Source organism: Paenibacillus sp. HJGM_3, from assembly GCF_045062745.1.
Taxonomy (GTDB): Bacteria; Bacillota; Bacilli; order Paenibacillales; family NBRC-103111; genus Paenibacillus_AA.
In genome coordinates this window covers 120,379-137,565 of the sequence record NZ_JBJGED010000013.1, presented here as the reverse complement: position 1 = coordinate 137,565, position 17,187 = coordinate 120,379, and the positions used below count along the sequence as shown (strand labels likewise).

The following is a 17,187-nucleotide window of genomic DNA, read 5'->3' as shown; positions in this document are numbered from 1 at the left end:
CCTCAGGCGACAGTCACGACATAGGCCACCGTGAAAACGCGATCGTTCCGCATGAACTGTCCCCAGATTTTGTATACGCCGCTCTTAGGGAACTCCGTCTCGAACAGCGCTACGGGACCCGAGCCTTGGCCCTCTTCGGCATGCACGTGCACATAGCGCTCCCCGTCCTCCGAGAGCACAACCACATGTCCAATTGCGCCGAGATACGGCTGCAGATCGGTGACTGGCTGGCCGGTACCCTCCTCCTCGATCGTGAAGGTTAAGGTGGCCGCGCGTTTCGCCTCAAGCCGGTCGATCGCCAGCTTCACCCGATTGCCGTCCGCGGTCTGCGCCAGTTCGGCATCCGGCACGACAGGCACAGGCAGTACGGTCGGTCCGTCCACCCGCATCCACGTCAGCTTCGTCATCGAATCTCCGCCGGTCGGCTTGAAATCGGCGATGAGCCGATAATCGCCACCGGAGGGAAACTCGTTAGCGATCTCGAACACGCCGGAGCCTTGATAGGCCGGATGGATGTGATGGAAGTAGGACAAATCCCGGCTGATCACCATCAGATGGAGCAGCTGCTCATGATTCCGGTCGAACGACTCGATCGGACGGCCGTCCTCCCGCTTCAGCTGGATGCGGATCGTGGACGCCTTGCCGCCATCCGAGGGAGGCTCAACCTTCCAGTCCGCCGCGACCAGGTCCGCCAGGAGCCGTTCACTCTCCACGTGGACGTGCTCCTCGTCCCATGACGGTTTCGAGCTGCAAGCGGTAACGAGCAGCAGCATAACCAGCACAAATAAACCTGCAGCATGGTTTTTATTCATATCGAAGCGCCTCGCTTAGTCGGGTTTTGGAGGCTCGAGTAGCCGGCGTGAAGCTGGAAATCAAGCTGATGACAAGGCCGAAGGCGGCGATCAGCCCGAGAATGAGCCACGAGACCCCGAATTGATTCGTTAAGGAAAAAATTTCTATGAAAGTGGATGTCATATAAAGCAGCACGATCCCGAACAAACAACCGATCACCGTAGAGGCGAGACCGATACCGAAACCCTCGAGCAGCACCATGCGCACCACTTGCTTGCGGGTCACCCCCACCGCACGCATCATGCCCAGCTCGCGGATGCGCTCCATAATGTTCATCAGCAGCGTATTCGTAATCCCCATCCCGGAGATTAGGATCGACAAGACGATCAGGAAGTTGACGACACTGAATGCGCCCGTTATATTCGCACCGACGACCGCCACCCAATCCTCCGGCCCGAACATACTCTCGATCCTTACCCCGAATTGATTGAAGACGTTCTCCCGCAGCTGCAGCGGCGACGTCCTCTCATCCTTAAGCACGAGTGCGTTCCGCTCGTATTTGAGCCCGAAGCGGGCCCGGAAATGGCCGTCGCTCATGAAAGCTCCGTACCCGTCGTTCTTCATCGTATCAACGACCGCCACGACCTTGAAGGCCTGTTTCCCGTTCAACGTCTCGAGCGTGACGGTGTCCCCGATGCGCCCGCCCCACACTTGGAAGGCGATGCGATCCAGCACGAGCTCGTCCTCCCCCAAGCCGCGGATCAAATCTCCCCGGGAGGCCCCCTCGTAAGTGAACAGCGGGAACCGATCGATCCAATCCGCCCCAACCCCGTATACCGGCAGCTTGCGCTTCTGCCCCATCAAGTCCCAGACGACGGATTGAAGCGGATACGTCTGTGCGTCGGCCACGCCCTCCGTGCGCCTCAACTGGTCCAGATCGGTATCCTCGATGTGGTGGAGCATAATGTCCAGGTTGCCGCCATAAGACGAATAGATCACTCTCTCGTACGTTTGTATAATGGCCGAGTTCAGCGAGCTCATCAGCACGATCATCGCGATGCCCAGACAGAGGATGACCGAAGTCATCGAGGTGCGGCCCAGATTCCGGTTCAAATTCCGCGACGCCACTTCTCCGCTGAATCCGAAGAGCAGCCGGTAAACCGGTTTGGTCAGAAAAATAAAGCCCCGGAACATGTACGGATAAAGAAGCGTGACGCCGATCAGCAATGGCAAAACGAGCAGCAAATGCTTGATCCAAAAGCTGGACACGATGAGCAGCACGCCGATGATGCCGCGCCAGCCATGCTTGAATTTAGGCTCGGCTTGGCTATTTTTCAGCACCGCAATGACGCTGGCCTTGCCCGCTTGGCGAATCGGGTACAACGCGGCCGCTATCGGGACGATCGTGCCGGCCGCCGCCGATATCGCGAAACCTTTGGCGAGCTCCATGCTCTCCTGCGAATGCACGCTGAACACCATGAAAATAACTGCCTTCAGTAAGGTTGCGAGTCCCAGCCCAATACTTAACCCGATCGCCGTGCCGATGACGGACAGCCCAGCAACCTCGAGCAGGACGGAAGTCTGCAATTGCGAGGACGTGTAGCCGATCGTCTTGAGCGTAGCGAGCTCGCCCCTGCGCTCCCGGATACTGACGTACATGGAATTGAAAATGACGACCGCGCTAAGCGTGATGCCGAGGAAGCCGGCGATGTAGAGCGCGAGGAAGAACGTATCCGCATCCTTGAACTGAGAATCGAAATCAAGGATGACCGGCTGCATGTAGAGGTCGTCATGCCGTTTCGCCAAGTCGTCCAGCTGTTTCCCTAATGCAGCCGCATCCGCGCCCTGCATGGCCTTGATCTGGATCGCCTCGACTTTCCCAGAAAGATTGAAGCCTTGCTGCACGAAGGAGAAGGGAACCGCCACGGTCCAAGGGTGATATTTCGCCATCGTCCAGCTGGACGGCCCCATGAGCTCCGCCGTATACTTCACAATCGCTCCGATCGGAATATCCCGATTCCCATTGTCCGTAACCAAAGAAATCGTATCTCCGACATGGGCTTTCCAGACTTTGGCGGTCCGGTCCGTAATAACTGCACCGCCGGACGATACATTCCCTTCGATTACGCGGAAGTCGAGCAGCGGAGTATCCATCTCGCTGTAGCCCTTCAGGTCGACTCTTAGCTGAATCGACGTAATCCCTTCTTGCGTGAGGTTCAGACTCGTAGCTTGCTTGATGCCGGCGATCGACTCCGCATGGTCCAGCTGCCGAACTTCATGGAGCACCGATTCCGAGTAATAAGCGTCGGTTCCGAATAGAGAGTAGTCCGCCTTGCCGAACGCCGATTTCAGATATAGGGGAAAAGCTTGCTTCGCGGTATCCACGGCGGCGATCACGCCGAATGTGGAAGCGACGCCGATCACGATCGACAGAAGCGTCAGGATCGTGCGGAGCTTTCTTCGCATCAGGTTGCGCCAGGCTAACTGCCACTGATTCACCGTGCCACCGCTCCTTCCCGGTCCCCGCTAGGGACGATTTCCCCGTCCTGGAGGGTGATGACCCGGTCCGCCGCCTGCGCCGCCACCCGGTCATGGGTGACCATAACGATCGTGATTTGCTCCTCCCGCTTGAGCCGCGACAGCAGCTGCAGCACGTCGTGCCCATTCTGCTGATCCAGGTTCCCGGTCGGTTCGTCCGCGAGGATCAAACTCGGCTTCATCGCGAGCGCCCTCGCGATCGCAACCCGCTGCTGCTGACCGCCGCTCAGCTGGGAAGGGAAGCTCGCGCCCTTGCCTTCCAGATTGACCTCTCGCAGCAGTCGGTGCACGATCGTCTCGATCTCGGCTCTCGGCGTCTTGTTCGCTGCGAGCGGCAGCGCGATATTCTCCGCCGCCGTCATCATCGGGAGCAGCTGATAGTTCTGGAAGACGAACCCGACTTTCCGTCGGCGGAACACCGTTCGCTCGATCTCGCTCAGCGTCTCCAGCTTGCAGCCGTCCACGACGACACTGCCCGCAGTCGGCAGGTCCAGGCCCCCTATCAATTGGAGCATCGTGCTTTTCCCCGAGCCGCTCGGCCCCATAATGGCGATGAACTCCCCTTTCTGAATGTGAAGATTGCTCTCCCTCAGCGCCGTGAAGCTCCCCGCTTCCATCTCGAATACTTTCGTTGCTTGGTGCAGCTTGATCATGGAATCTCCGTCCTTCTGTGGTTTGTTCCGAATACGATCGTTCGGCATGTATCCATCATAAAGCGGCGGAGACTTTGCCATCGCGCAAAGGTTGACGGAGCCGCCCGCATGAATTTGCGTAAATCGCGCAAAAACCGGGGGCTGGGCCCGCAAAAAAAGCCCGATCCTCACCGGACCGGGCTTAACCTGCTTACGAATATAAATCTTCCGTCGGCAGAATGCCGAGGCTCTTCGCCTTCTTGATCACTTCCACGCGCGAGCCGACCTGCAGCTTCTGGAACAGCTCCGTCAAACTGTACTCCAGCGACCGCTGGCTGATCATAAGCGTGACTGCGATTTCCTTGTTGCTCTTGCCCTTGGCCAGCTCCCGCAGCAGCTTGTCCTCCTCTTGGGTGATCGACGTGTCATGCTGTCCGCCCGTGCCCCGGACGAGGATCTCGTGACGCCGGAGCTGCTTCAGGAGCGACATTGGAATAATCGCTTCCTTCCTCGCGGCATAGCGAACCGCCTGGATCAGCTGCTCGCGGGTCGAAGTTTTGGCGACAAAGCCGGAGACCCCCGACTCCATCAGCAGATTGAAGTGCGGCGCGATCTCGAACCCCGAATAGATCAGGATCACCGCATCTGGAACGTACTCCAGCACTTTGCGCGTCAAGTCCGCTCCGTTCGTATTCGGCATATAGAGATCGAACAACATGACGTCGAATTTATGAAGCCGCACGAGATCCGGTACCGCGTATACGTCCGTCTCGATCGTAACCTGCATGTCCGGCTCGGATTCGAGCAGCATTTTCGTCCCTTCCACGACCGACCGATGATCATCCACCAATAAAATTCTCATGGCGTCCACCTCCCCCTCTCACTCGATTGTATGGGAAACCGAATCCGTACGCAGAACCCTGCATTCGGTGCCGACTGCAGCTCGACGCGCCCTTCCAGGCTGAGTACCCTCTTCTCGATTCCGGCCAGTCCCATATGTTGAAACGAGCCCTCATACGCCGACATATCCATCCCGACGCCATCGTCAGCATACGTGAATAGAAGCTGCTCGTCCGTGCCGGAAAGCGATATCTTCACCTGGCTCGCCTGAGAATGCTTGGCCGCATTATGCAGCAGCTCCTGCACGATCCGGTACATGCCCAGAAGCTGGTCCTCATTCAAAGGGATGTTTTGGGGATCGGCTGTAAATTCAATTTCGTAATTGGAAAACATCCGGGTATACGCGAACAAGCTTTTCAACGATTCCACAAGTCCCATCTTCAGCAAAAACGGCGGCCGCAGCTCGTTGCACGTAATGCGGATCTGATGGATCGCGTCGAGCAGCCCTTCCTCGATCTGTTTCAATTGGCGCTCCGTCGGCTCCCCGAGCGATTCGGAGGAGCGAAGCGACTCCAGCTTTCGATACCAGATGATCAAGTCCTGCAGGACGGAATCGTGCAGATCGCTGGACAGCGAAGCCCGCTCCTTCTCGGAGAGCTGGAACAGGAGCCGCAGCATCCATTTGGGAGTTTCATTGGCCGAGACGTGCGACTCCAACCGGGTCATCAGGTCTTCGATCCGCTGCAGGTTGTCGTACAGGAGCGTTACATAGTGAATCGCCGTTTCGAGCCATTCCTTCTCAATTTTGAGCAGCGGCTGGCTCAAGGCGATGCCCAGGTAGACGGGCTGCTGCTTCTCTCCGATGCGGACGCGGATCTTGTGTGGGTCGCCCTGTTGGACCTCCTGCCCGCTCGGCGCCTCCTCGATCGCCGCATCCTCGACTTTCAGGACGGCGTTCACTTCTTCGAGGAGCCGCCGTTCCAGCTCGCTCACCTTCATCACGTTCGCCAGATCGCTGGAGAAGCGGTTTAAGCTTTGCTGCAGGAATTTGTACCGCTCCTCGCTCTCGATCAGCTCCCGCTCTTCCCGCTTCCGGACCGTAATGTCCTTCACAATGCCGTGGATGCCGTTTAATTGACCGGCCAGGAAGATCGGGACGAGCGTAAGGCTGACGAACTTCTCCCCCGGTTGGACGGAATTGAGCCGGCATTCGCAGTCTCCAGGCTTCCCCTGCCGTAGCACCTCGAACAGCTTCTCGTACACGACCGTATGATCTTCGTCATGGACCATGCCGATGAAGCAGCGGCCGGTCAGCTGCGACATGGGGATCCCGGTAATCGTTTCGAAGGCGCGGTTTGCATTCACGAAATAAAAGCCGTTCAGCTCCATCGTAAACACGCCGTCCAGATTGTTCTCGAAGAGCGATGTATACCGCTGCTCGCTCTCTTCGAGCGCGAGATCGGATCGTTTCTTCTCCGTTATGTCCATGATGATGCCGTCTAGTCGCTCCATAACACCGGTATGCGTCACGTAAGGCTGCATAATGAGCCGCCCCCAGCGCGTCTCATCCGGCACATGAATGAACCGAAAATCTTGGACGACCCGCATCCCCCGGTCCAGCTTCTCCTTCGTCTCGCCGAAGAGCACCGCGTTGTCATCCGGATGAATATGATCATGGAGCCGAATCGGGCTGTTCATGAGCTCCTCTCTGCGGAGCCCCGACAGTTTCTCGATGCTGCCCACACTGAGCGAGTAGCGGCTGAAATTTTGATCCGTGGAAAAAACGACGGCATTGATGTTATCGAGAATTTGCTCCAACAGCTGCCCGGTTTTATGACGCTCGGTCACATCCCTGACTACAGCCACGACGTATTCGACCTGCCCGTTCGAATCCGGCACCGGCTTGACGCGAGCTTCGGCATAGAGGGTATGCCCTTCCTTATGAACGACCCGATAGTCCACGTCTGCCGGCCGCTTGGTCTTAAGCACCTCCACGAACACTTGATTGACCCGCTCCCGGTCCTCAGGATGGAGAATTTCGAACGCGTGCGCGTCCTTGTACTCTTCTATGGCATAGCCGCCCAAGGAGTAAATCGAGGGGGACACGTAACGGACGTTCGCCTCATGGTCGACCAAGACGATAATATCCTGCGTATGCTCGGCGATAATCCGGTACAGCTTTTCTTGCACCAATGCGTCCATATTCAAGTTCCCTTCCGGTAAGATCGGCGTTGAGGCAGTGCCATGGGATTCATTATACCGGATTTCACATATTGGGATCGCGCAAAAATAGGGGTGGGGACCGCAAATGATGGGGATTCACGCGCCACTCCGAAAAAGGTACAATGAGGACAGAAAACAGCGAGAAAACCTAGGAGGCCAATCATGGATAACATAACCCGGCAAGCAGGCGCCATTCCCCTCAAGCTGAGCGACGATCGAGTGTGGCGGACATATAGCGGCGGACAAGCCTTGGAGGCGTGGCGGGGGCAAGCCGACCCGCAGGACAGCGAGTTCCCCGAGCAATGGGTCGCATCCGCTGTGCAGGCCGTTAATGCCGGGCGGGAGCATTTGCCCGTGGAAGGACTGAGCAAGGTGCTGCTGCCGGGACGTGACGCGGGGGAACCGGTCACGCTCAAGCAGCTGATCGAGTCCGACCCGGCCGCCTTTCTCGGGGCGCGCCATGCGGCGAAGCACGAGGCCAGCCCCGCCCTGCTCGTCAAAGTGCTCGATTCGTGCGAACGGCTGACGATCCAGGTGCATCCCGACCCCGAGTTCGCGATGAGCGCGTTTGGGTCCCGCTTCGGGAAGACGGAAGCGTGGTACATTCTCGGCGGCCGGACGATCGGCGGAGAACCGCCTTACGTCCTGCTCGGCTTCAAGCCGGACGTGACGAGGGAACGGTGGCGCCAGCTGTTCGAGGAGCAGGACATCCCGGCGATGCTGGACGCCCTGCATAAGGTCGAGGTGAAGGAAGGCGAAGTATTCCTCATCACCGGCGGACTGCCGCATGCGATCGGGAGCGGCTGCCTCTTGATCGAGATCCAGGAGCCGACCGACCTGACGCTCCGCACGGAGCGAACTACCCCCCGGGGTGTCAAGCTGCAGGACAAGGCGTGCCACCAAGGGATCGGCTTCGAGCGGATGCTGGACTGCTTCCATTACGAGCCGACGGACTTGGAGGGTGCACTCCGCCGCTCGAAGGTCGAGCCGGAGGTGCTGGCCGAGCAGCCGGGCGGGCAGGAGATCGCCCTCATCCAGCCCAAGCATACGGAGCGGTTCCGCATGAACCGGCTGCGCGTGACCGGCACGTACGCCTACGAGAAGCGGGACGCCTTCGCGGTGGCGATCATCGCCGCAGGAAGCGGCCGGCTCGCGTATGGAGAGGCTAGCTTGGACGTGAAGCAAGGCGATACGCTGTTCCTGCCGGCGGGCCTGGAGCGGATGAGCTGGATCCGGGAGGGCGCGAGCCCGGATGCCGAGCTCGTCGTCGTGCTGTGCCACCCGCCGGAATAGAGTGCAGCCGCCTACGCCTCGACGGAGGCTCGGATTTGGGTCAAGAAGTGTGTCGGCGACAGGCCGAACGCCATCTTGAAGCATTTGCTGAACGCATACACATCGCTGTAGCCGAGCTGCTCCGCCACCTCCGTGACGTTCATGCGGGTGTGGATGAACAAGTCCTTCGCCGTCTCCATCTTCGTAACCGCGATGTACGACTTCAAGGTTTTGCCCGTCGCGGCCTTGAACAGCCGGCTCATGTATTGCGGCGACAGCTCCAGGCGATCGGCCAGCTGCTGCAGGTCGATGTCGACCCCGCCTTCCTGGCGGATGACCGCCATTAGCCGGCGGACGGCCTGCAGCTGCTTGCCCGTTACCGCAGGAGCTTGCGCCGGTGCGAGATGGTGGCGGAACAACCCGGCGAAGAAACATTTCATCAGCGCGTCGAACTCGAGCGCCTGCAGAGGCACCGGGATGTCCCGCAGGTCGATCATGCGGAACAACACCGTCTCCGCCTCGAACGACTCTCCGATCTGCGTATGCCGGGGAAATTCGAAATCCATGAGCGGCTCCGCATCCGCGCCCAGCAGACTGAAATGTATGAAAAGCACGACGAGCCTCTCCGTCTGGTCCTGCGTCGCCTTGGGCAAGTCGCCGGGGCGCATAATGATGCAGCTTTTCCGGCTCAGCTCGAACGTTTCCCCGCCTAACCGCATCGTGCCTTTTCCCGACACCACATAGAAAATATCGAAATCCGCGAACGGCGTCTGGTGATCCCAATACCACCCCGGGCGGCATCTCGTCTTGCCGCAGGAGCCGCTGATGCGGAAGGTGAGCCGCTCGAGCGACTGTGCCAGCTCATACATACGGATTCCTCCCGAACGATTAGTGACAACCTTTGCGATACTCCCCCGGCGTAGTCCCCACTATACGCTTGAAGACGCGGTAAAAGCTCTCCAAATCCGCATAACCGACCGTCTCCGAGATCGCTCCGACCTTCTGCGTCGTACACTGCAGCAGCTCGCAGGCGGTGCGGATACGGGCATGCTGGACGAACTCGTGGAATGTCTGGCCCGTGCGCTGTTTGAACAAGCGGAAGAAATGCCGTTCGCTCATCCGGCACAAGTCCGCGACTTCCCGTACGGTGATGGCCTCTCCCGCATGGGAGCGGACGAACTCGATGGCGTCGCTCAGCGGGTCCCCCGCCCGGAACGCAGGTTCATCGGGCAGCATGGACTTCCGATGCACGACGACGAGCAGTTGGATGAGCAACCCGTACAGCGCAGCGAGCTTCCCTCCGCGATTCGCGTGGTATTCCTCATGCATTGCAATAAAGTACTGCTCGCACGCCAAGTCGCGGTCCCGGATCCAGTAGCCGTTGTCGTTGCGTCCGGGCACCAGCTTCAGCAGAGCGCTGAGATCGAGATCGACCAACACATGATCGCGCAGATGCTCGAACAAGCTTTCCGTGAAGATGCAATTGTAGACGACGAGCCGATGGTCGCGCTCCGGCGTCGCGGGCCGGAAGACGTGCGGGACGCCGATCGGCAGCACGAACAGATCGCCCTTGCTCACCGGCTGCACCGTATCGCCGATATGATGGTAGCCGCGGCCTTCCGATACGTAGGTGATCTCGATGAAATCGTGCGTGTGGAAGCTGTTCTCGAAGCCTTCTTCGATCCGGTTGATAAAGATCGATCCGCTGCCGAACATCTTGTGCCCGAGCAGCACATTTTGCCTGGTCTCCATGCTCCCCCGCCTCCTGTTCCGTTCCTAGTGCTACTCCTCACATTGTCAGTCATACCGGATTAGAATGTCAAGAACGCAGGTAGGATTCGTGGGTCCGTCCTTTTACACTGAAAGCAGCAAGCGGCCTTAGAGCCCATGTGAAAAGGAGATCGACAATGTCCCCTAATTGGAACGTAACCGACTTACGATGCGAGTACAAGCGCAATCCGCTGGGCATCGGGGAACGTGAGCCGAGACTAAGCTGGAAGCTGAAGTCCTCTGAACGCGGCGCGCGTCAATCCGCCTATCAAGTACAGGTGAGCACAGACAATGATTTTCAAAGCGCATTGACTTGGGATACCGGCAAAACCGCCTCCGACCAATCGGTCCACATCCCGTACGGAGGCGATCCGGTTCAACCCAGAACCCGATACTACTACCGGGTAAAAGCATGGAACGCCCAAGATGAAGCATCGGACTGGAGCGAGACGGCATATTGGGAAACGGGGATCGACCGGTCCGAGTGGACGGCGCAATGGATTACCGCCAAGCTGCCGACAGCGGAAGGGGCTCCCGAGCCGTGCCACCAGCTGCGCACCGCGTTCAGTCTGAAGGGGCCGGTCGTGTCGGCCCGACTGTACGCCACGGCACTCGGCCTCTACCGGGTGTACGTGAACGGGCGGCCGGCCGACGATACGTTGTTCGCCCCCGGGTGGACCAGCTACAAGCATCGGCTTCAAGTACAGACCTACGATGTGACGAGCCTCCTCTTAGAAGGCGCGAACGCGATCGGGATTATGCTGGGCAACGGCTGGTTCAAGGGCAATTTGGGCTGGGTGGACGAGCGTAACCTATATGGCGAGGACCGCGCCGCTCTGGCTCAGCTTCACGTGCGATACGCCGACGGCAGTGAAGACGTGTTGGGCACGGATGACGCCTGGAAAGCAAGCGCAGGCCCGCTCCTCATGTCCGAGATTTACCACGGAGAGACGTACGACGCACGTCTGGAAACCGCAGGCTGGCTGGGGGCAGGCTATGACGATGCGGGATGGGCGCCTGTTGACATCTTGGACTATACGAAGGAAATTTTAGTCGCTCAAGAGAACGATCCTACGCGAGCGATTCAGGAAATTCGGCCGGTCAGCCGCTTCACGACGCCTTCGGGCGATCTTGTGCTCGATATGGGGCAGAACATGGTCGGGTGGGTGCGGTTCACTGTGGACGTTCCGGCCGGAACTACGGTCCAGCTGAATCATGCGGAAGTGCTCGATAAGGAAGGCAATTTCTATATCGGCAACCTGCGCAAGGCGAAACAGACGATCACGTACATCAGCCGAGGCGACGGACCCGCAACTTACGAGCCGTATTTCTCGTTCCAGGGGTTCCGCTATGTGAGAGTGACAGGCGTACCGGCCGAACAGCTGGACGGCAATTTTGTCGGGGTCGTCATTCATACGGACATGGAGCCGACGAGCCGCTTCCGGACGTCGAACGAGCTGCTGAACAAGCTGCAGAGCAATATCGTCTGGGGGCAAAAAGGCAACTTCCTTGACATCCCGACCGATTGCCCTCAGCGCGACGAGCGGCTGGGCTGGACGGGCGATGCGCAGGTGTTTGTCCGGACGGCCGCGTTCAATATGAACGTCGCGCCCTTTTTCACCAAATGGCTGAAGGACTTGGCCGCGGAGCAGCTGCCTGACGGCGGGGTACCGTTCGTCATTCCGCATGTGCTGAAGCCGGATTCGCACTCTTCGGCCGCCTGGGGCGACGCCGCCGTCATCTGCCCTTGGACGATTTACGAATGCTATGGGGACACGCGCATATTGGAAAATCAATACGAGAGCATGCAAAAGTGGATCGGCTATATGAGGTCGCAGGGGGACAACGAATATTTGTGGAACACCGGCTTCCACTTCGGCGACTGGGTCGCCCTCGACGCCAAGGAAGGCAGCTATATCGGCGCGACGCCGCGCGACCTGATCGCAACTGCGTTCTACGCCTACTCCACGCAGCTCTTGGCCAAGACGGCCCGCGTGCTGAACAAGGCTGAGGACGCGGCCGGCTACGAGGAGCTGTACGAGCGGATCGTGGAGGCGTTCCGCCAGGAGTTCGTGACGCCGAACGGCCGAGTCGCTTCGCCGACGCAGACCGCCTATGCGCTGGCGCTCGCCTTCGATCTGCTGGAGGAGCGGCATCGCCCACGCGCGGCATCGATTCTGGCCGAGTATATTCAGGAGAACAAGGGTCGGCTGACAACCGGCTTCGTCGGCACCCCTTACTTGTGCCATGCCCTGAGCCGCTATGGTTATACAGAGCAGGCGTATGGACTTGTGCTGCAGCAGGAATACCCGTCTTGGCTGTACTCCGTGCTGCAGGGGGCGACGACGATCTGGGAGCATTGGGACGGCATCAAGCCGGACGGGACGTTCTGGAGCGACGACATGAACTCGTTCAACCACTACGCCTACGGCTCGATCGGCGATTGGCTGTACCAGGTGGCGGCCGGCATCGAGACCGACCCGGAGCGGCCGGGCTACAAGAAGATTCGCATCGCGCCTACATTAACCTCGTCGCTCACGCTTGTCGAAGCGGCTCACGACTCGATGTACGGGGAAATCGCCTCCGGCTGGGAGACGCTCCCTGACGGGCGGATCGTCGTCGCCGTGACCATCCCGGCGAATACGGAGGCGGTCGTCACGCTGCCGGGCGCATCCGGGACGGGATCAGGTGTCCACGAGAGCGGCACCCCGCTGGCCGAGGCATCGGGCATCCTCTCGGTACAGCCGTCGGCGGCAGGACTTCAGGTCGAGCTCGGCTCGGGCACTTACCGGTTCGAGTATGCGACGGCTTAAGGAATAAGAGCGCAACATTCCGCTTGTCTCCCTGTGTTATAACTAATCATGAATTCGACATAGGGAGATGAGACCATGAGCAAGTTGGCAGGAAAAATCGCATTAGTGACTGGAGCGAGCCGGGGAATCGGCCGGGGGATCGCGTTGAGATTGGCCCGGGAGGGCGCCTTGGTCGGCGTCCATTATGGAACGAGGCAGCAAGAAGCCGAGGATGTAGTTCGTACGATTGAAGCACACGGAGGGGCTGCATTCGCAATCGGTGCTGACTTGTCCGCCTTGAACGGTATACATGCGTTGTTCGCGGCATTGGATGATGTTCTGCAGAGCCGGACTGGGGCTAAACGATTCGACATTCTCGTGAACAATGCGGGAATCGGACAGATGGCCACGCTCGAAGAAACGACGGAGCAATCATTCGACGAGGTGATGCATCTTCATGTGAAGGCTCCGCTCTTCCTGATCCAACAAGCTTTACCCCGGATGAGGGACGAAGGCCGGATCATCGCACACTTCGTCCGCGGTTACGCGCATCGCCTTCCCGAACTTGCTCGGCTACAGCATTTCCAAAGGGGCGCTCAACACGCTCACCTTCGTCCTCGCCCAGCATCTGGGCAGCCGTCGCATTACGGTGAATGCGATCCTGCCGGGTATCATCGATACCGAGATGAACGCCGGCACGCTGCAGGATGCGGGCGGACGGCAATTCGCCGCCGGTCTCTCCGCCTTCGGTCGTTGGGGACAGCCGGAGGACGTGGCGGACATCGCCGCCTTCCTCGCCTCCCCCGACGGCCGTTGGGTGACCGGGCAATTGATAGACGCGAGCGGCGGCTCTCGCTTGTGAACGAACGAAACCGGCTGTACGTGCGAGGGTGGTCCCGCATGTACAGCCGGTTTCATTGGTTTATCCGCCTAGCGCTTGCTGCGCCATATAAGCGCGAACCGCTTCGAGGAACGGTAGGCCGTACTTCGTCAGTTTCGCCTGCCCGACGCCCTTCACCGCTAGCAGCTGCGCTTCGGTCTCCGGCAGCTGCTCGGCAATCTCTCGCAGCGTGCTGTCGGCGAAGACGACGTACGGCGGCACGCCGTCGCGGTCGGCCAGCTGCTTGCGCAGGGCGCGCAGCTCGTCGAACAGCGCGTCGCCCGCACGCGCCACGCGCTTCTTGACCTCGCGCACCTTGCGCGAGACTTGCTTCTCGCCGCGGAGCACGTCCGCGGCGGGGGCCAGCAGACGCAGCACCGGATACTGGCTGTCGGTCAGCCCGATGTAGCCATCGGCGATGAGCAATTGGATCATGTCCATGATCGTCTTCTCGGAGTGGTGCTTCATGAGCCCGTATGTCGGCAGCCGGTCGAAGCGGAACTCCAGGACGCGTTTGTTCGAAGAGCCCTTCAGCACCTGGGCGACGAGCGTCACCCCGAATCGTTCGTTCATCCGGCGGATGCAAGAGAGAATCTGCTGCGCCTCCACGGTCATGTCGACGACCTCGCTGTCGTCATTGCAGCTGCTGCAATTGCCGCACTTCGCGCCGGTTTCTTGCCGTTCTCCGAAGTAGCCCAAGATGTAAGAACGCAAACAGTTTTGCGTATGGCAATAGTCGATCATCAGCTGCAGCTTACGGAACTCCTGCTGCTTGCGCTCAGGCGCCGACACCGACTGCTCGATCAGAAACTTCTGCATCAGAATGTCTTGCGGCTGGTACAGCAAGATGCATTCGCCCGGCTCGCCGTCGCGCCCAGCGCGTCCTGCCTCCTGATAGTACGACTCCATGTTCTTCGGCATGCTCCAGTGGAGGACGTACCGCACATTCGACTTATCGATGCCCATGCCGAACGCGTTGGTCGCGACCATGACCCGGACGTCGTCGCGCAGAAACTGGTTCTGCATCTCCTGGCGCTCGCCGTCGCTCAGCCCGGCGTGATATTTGCCGGCCGGGATACCTTTGCGCCGGATCATCTGATGCACCTGGTCCACTTCCTTGCGCGTGGCGGCATAGATGATACCCGCCTGATCCTCATGTCGGGTGAGATATTGCATTACGTAATCTTCCCGGTTCACGCCCTTCAGCACCGAGAAGCTCAAGTTCGACCGGTCGAACCCGGTCACGTGCACCTTCGGCGACTCGAGGCCGAGCAGCCGGACGATGTCGGTGCGGACGTTCTCGGTAGCCGTCGCCGTGAACGCCGCGATGCGCGGCCGGCGCTCGAGCTGGCGCAGGAACGGCGCCACCGCCAGATAGCTCGTCCGGAAGTCATGGCCCCACTGCGAGACGCAATGCGCCTCGTCGATCGCCACGAACGGGACGTCGATCCGCTGCGCGAGCGAGACGAACATGTCCGTCTCGAGACGCTCGGGCGCGACATAGATGAGCTTGTACTCGCCCGCGGCCGCTCCCCTCAGCCGGCGGCTCGTCTCCGAGCCGGTCAGCGAACTATTGATGTAGGTCGCCGGGATTCCGAGCCCGTCCAAGGCGTCTACCTGGTCCTTCATCAGCGAGATAAGCGGCGAGACGACGATTGTCGTCCCCGGGAGCAACAACGCCGGCACCTGGTAGCAAATCGACTTCCCGCCCCCCGTCGGCATGATGCCGAGCGTATCCTGATTGCGCAAAATATCTTGTATGATCGACTTCTGCCCTTCGCGGAAATCCGGATAGCCGTAGATGCGCTGAAGCACCCGTCTCGCCTGGTCGAGCGTTAGATTCGTATTGTTTATCATCTTATAGTTACCATCCAATCACCATGCTTGGTCCTATTGCCTACTATCGTAACCCGGATGGCCCCACAAGGCAAGGTTAGGGCGTTCCCGGTTCATCTATTTCACTCTAGGGACCGATTTTTCGGTGAGACCGACTAGTCCTGCACACCGGGCCCTTGACATCGACAGGGGTTTTCCCTTCCTTATGACCACTATCCCTTTCGCTCAGGGAATGATGGTGTTTATATGACCCCCTCCTGCTCACCTGTCACTTCTTAATGGTTGGGTTTTTCTTTCCTTATGGCCACTATCCCTTTCGCTCAGGGAATGAAAGTCAGTTAGTCGGTGTAGGGGCACGCCCTTCCGATAGACCCGACCACGGTTTTAAGCGAGAGGGATAATGGTTCAGGATCGTCAGGCAAGTATCTCGTTTTTTATTACCCCCTCCTACCTTCACACCGGCTGTTTCCCCTTCCTTATGGCCACTATCCCTTTCGCTCAGGGAATGAAGGTAGTTAGACGGTGTAGAAGTACACCCTTCAGATAGACCCGACCGCGGTTTTAAGCGAGAGGGATAATGGTTTCAGGATCGTCAGGCAGAGTGATCTCGTTTCCATGATCCTCTCCTACCTTCACACCGGCTATTTCCTTCCCTATGGTCACTGGATAGACCTAAACAAAGCCGTAGTTTTGAGTAAAAAAGATGGTGAGTTCGGGAAGACGTGAGTAGCCGGCACCGATCGGATCATCAGGCGATAGGTGAGGGTAGTGATGAGTGTTGACGTAGTTTTGCGAAAATCTTCAATGGGTGAAAAGGATAGTGGTTAGAGGTGGCGCAATGAATAACGTTTCGTGAGTCTCCTCCTTAGCGAAAGGGATAGTGGCTATAGGGATGCCGGGATGGTCTCGTTTCGTAAGACCTCTTCCTGAGCATAAGGGATAGTGAAACAGAGTTTGCGGAATGGACAACGTTTAGTGAATTCTCAACCTGAGCAAAAGGGATAGTGGCTATAGGGATGCCGGGGTGGTCTCGTTTCGTAAGACCTCCTGCTGAGCATAAGGGATAGTGAAACAGGTTTGGCGGAATGGACAACGAAAGTGAACCTTCATCCTGAGTGAATGGGATAGTGGCTATAGGGATGCCGGAATCAACTTGTTTCGTAAGACCACCTCTTGAGCAAAGGGAATAGTGAACCAGGGTTGGCGCTATGGACAACGTTTAGTGAACCTCATCCTGAGTGAAAGGGATAGTGGCTATAGGGGTGCCGGGACGATCTCGCTTCGTAAGACCTCCTCTTGGGCAAAAGGGAATAGTGAACCAGGGTTGGCGCTATGGACAACGATTAGTGAACCTCATCCTGAGTGAAAGGGATAGTGGCTATAGGGATGGTGGAATGGACTTGTTTCGTTAGATCCGGTGTTCACATACTGTTGCGAAACTTCTCACTGGGCGAAGGGGGGTAGTGGTCAGAGGGTGGCGCAATGGATAACGTTTCGTGAGTCCTCTCCTGAGCGAAAGGGATAGTGGCTAAAAGGAAGCCGGAGGGGTTCTCGTCTACTAACCACATCCTGAGTTAAGGGGAAGAGGCCATAGGGTTGGCGGCATTGCCAT

The 17,187-nt window shown here is 58.7% G+C and carries 10 protein-coding genes and 1 pseudogene; 3 read left to right on the top strand and 8 right to left on the bottom strand.

Annotation, left to right across the window (positions count from 1 at the left end; all coding sequences use genetic code 11):
- Positions 1–2: 2 nt before the first annotated feature.
- The 5 genes from ACI5FR_RS16170 to ACI5FR_RS16150 form a co-directional block, all read right to left on the bottom strand.
- Positions 3–812 (bottom strand): hypothetical protein, encoded by an 810-nt coding sequence (locus tag ACI5FR_RS16170; protein WP_405456030.1) that lies wholly within the window; start codon positions 810–812, stop codon positions 3–5.
- Positions 805–3,291: an FtsX-like permease family protein gene (locus ACI5FR_RS16165; RefSeq protein ID WP_405456029.1), complete on the bottom strand. Its 2,487-nt coding sequence runs from the start codon at positions 3,289–3,291 to the stop codon at positions 805–807. Before ACI5FR_RS16165 ends, ACI5FR_RS16170 begins: the two co-directional genes overlap by 8 nt.
- The gene (locus tag ACI5FR_RS16160; RefSeq protein WP_405456027.1) at positions 3,288–3,983 is read right to left on the bottom strand and encodes an ABC transporter ATP-binding protein; all 696 of its coding nucleotides are present in this window, start codon (positions 3,981–3,983) and stop codon (positions 3,288–3,290) included. The genes ACI5FR_RS16165 and ACI5FR_RS16160 overlap by 4 nt, the downstream gene beginning before the upstream one ends.
- Positions 3,984–4,173: 190 nt before the next feature.
- Positions 4,174–4,824, bottom strand: a complete 651-nt coding sequence (locus ACI5FR_RS16155) for a response regulator transcription factor (RefSeq protein WP_405456025.1) — start codon at positions 4,822–4,824, stop codon at positions 4,174–4,176.
- Positions 4,821–7,004 carry a sensor histidine kinase gene (locus ACI5FR_RS16150; protein WP_405456023.1) on the bottom strand — a complete coding sequence of 728 codons (2,184 nt, stop codon included), beginning with the start codon at positions 7,002–7,004 and terminating at the stop codon, positions 4,821–4,823. Before ACI5FR_RS16150 ends, ACI5FR_RS16155 begins: the two co-directional genes overlap by 4 nt.
- A 183-nt stretch (positions 7,005–7,187) precedes the next feature.
- Here ACI5FR_RS16150 and ACI5FR_RS16145 point away from each other — a divergent pair, with 183 nt between their 5' ends.
- A complete protein-coding gene (locus ACI5FR_RS16145) occupies positions 7,188–8,318 on the top strand; it encodes a class I mannose-6-phosphate isomerase (RefSeq protein WP_405456021.1) in 1,131 nt (376 codons plus the stop codon).
- An 11-nt stretch (positions 8,319–8,329) separates the two neighbouring features.
- Here ACI5FR_RS16145 and ACI5FR_RS16140 read toward each other — a convergent pair whose 3' ends face one another.
- Together ACI5FR_RS16140 and ACI5FR_RS16135 are read right to left on the bottom strand one after the other, a co-directional pair.
- A complete protein-coding gene (locus tag ACI5FR_RS16140; RefSeq protein WP_405456020.1) occupies positions 8,330–9,166 on the bottom strand; it encodes an AraC family transcriptional regulator in 837 nt (278 codons plus the stop codon).
- A gap of 19 nt (positions 9,167–9,185) precedes the next feature.
- Positions 9,186–10,049 (bottom strand): AraC family transcriptional regulator, encoded by an 864-nt coding sequence (locus ACI5FR_RS16135; RefSeq protein WP_405456018.1) that lies wholly within the window; start codon positions 10,047–10,049, stop codon positions 9,186–9,188.
- Between the two features lie 155 nt (positions 10,050–10,204).
- Between ACI5FR_RS16135 and ACI5FR_RS16130 the strand changes: the two genes are divergently transcribed.
- On the top strand, positions 10,205–12,880 hold the full coding sequence (locus ACI5FR_RS16130) for an alpha-L-rhamnosidase (RefSeq protein ID WP_405456017.1): 2,676 nt from the start codon (positions 10,205–10,207) through the stop codon (positions 12,878–12,880).
- Between the two features lie 75 nt (positions 12,881–12,955).
- A pseudogene (locus ACI5FR_RS16125) lies at positions 12,956–13,721 on the top strand (SDR family oxidoreductase).
- 60 nt (positions 13,722–13,781) lie between these two features.
- Here ACI5FR_RS16125 and recQ read toward each other — a convergent pair.
- Positions 13,782–15,596, bottom strand: coding sequence for a DNA helicase RecQ (gene recQ / locus ACI5FR_RS16120; RefSeq protein ID WP_405456015.1), 1,815 nt, complete (start codon positions 15,594–15,596; stop codon positions 13,782–13,784).
- Positions 15,597–17,187: the final 1,591 nt, after the last annotated feature.

Bases quoted from the DNA above. Each gene is read 5' to 3' on its own strand.
- ACI5FR_RS16170 (WP_405456030.1), bottom strand. From the start codon at position 812: ATGAATAAAAACCATGCTGCAGGTTTATTTGTGCTGGTTATGCTGCTG.
- ACI5FR_RS16160 (WP_405456027.1), bottom strand. From the start codon at position 3,983: ATGATCAAGCTGCACCAAGCAACGAAAGTATTCGAGATGGAAGCGGGG.
- ACI5FR_RS16155 (WP_405456025.1), bottom strand. From the start codon at position 4,824: ATGAGAATTTTATTGGTGGATGATCATCGGTCGGTCGTGGAAGGGACG.
- ACI5FR_RS16150 (WP_405456023.1), bottom strand. From the start codon at position 7,004: ATGGACGCATTGGTGCAAGAAAAGCTGTACCGGATTATCGCCGAGCAT.
- ACI5FR_RS16145 (WP_405456021.1), top strand. From the start codon at position 7,188: ATGGATAACATAACCCGGCAAGCAGGCGCCATTCCCCTCAAGCTGAGC.
- ACI5FR_RS16140 (WP_405456020.1), bottom strand. From the start codon at position 9,166: ATGTATGAGCTGGCACAGTCGCTCGAGCGGCTCACCTTCCGCATCAGC.
- ACI5FR_RS16135 (WP_405456018.1), bottom strand. From the start codon at position 10,049: ATGGAGACCAGGCAAAATGTGCTGCTCGGGCACAAGATGTTCGGCAGC.
- ACI5FR_RS16130 (WP_405456017.1), top strand. From the start codon at position 10,205: ATGTCCCCTAATTGGAACGTAACCGACTTACGATGCGAGTACAAGCGC.
- recQ (WP_405456015.1), bottom strand. From the start codon at position 15,596: ATGATAAACAATACGAATCTAACGCTCGACCAGGCGAGACGGGTGCTT.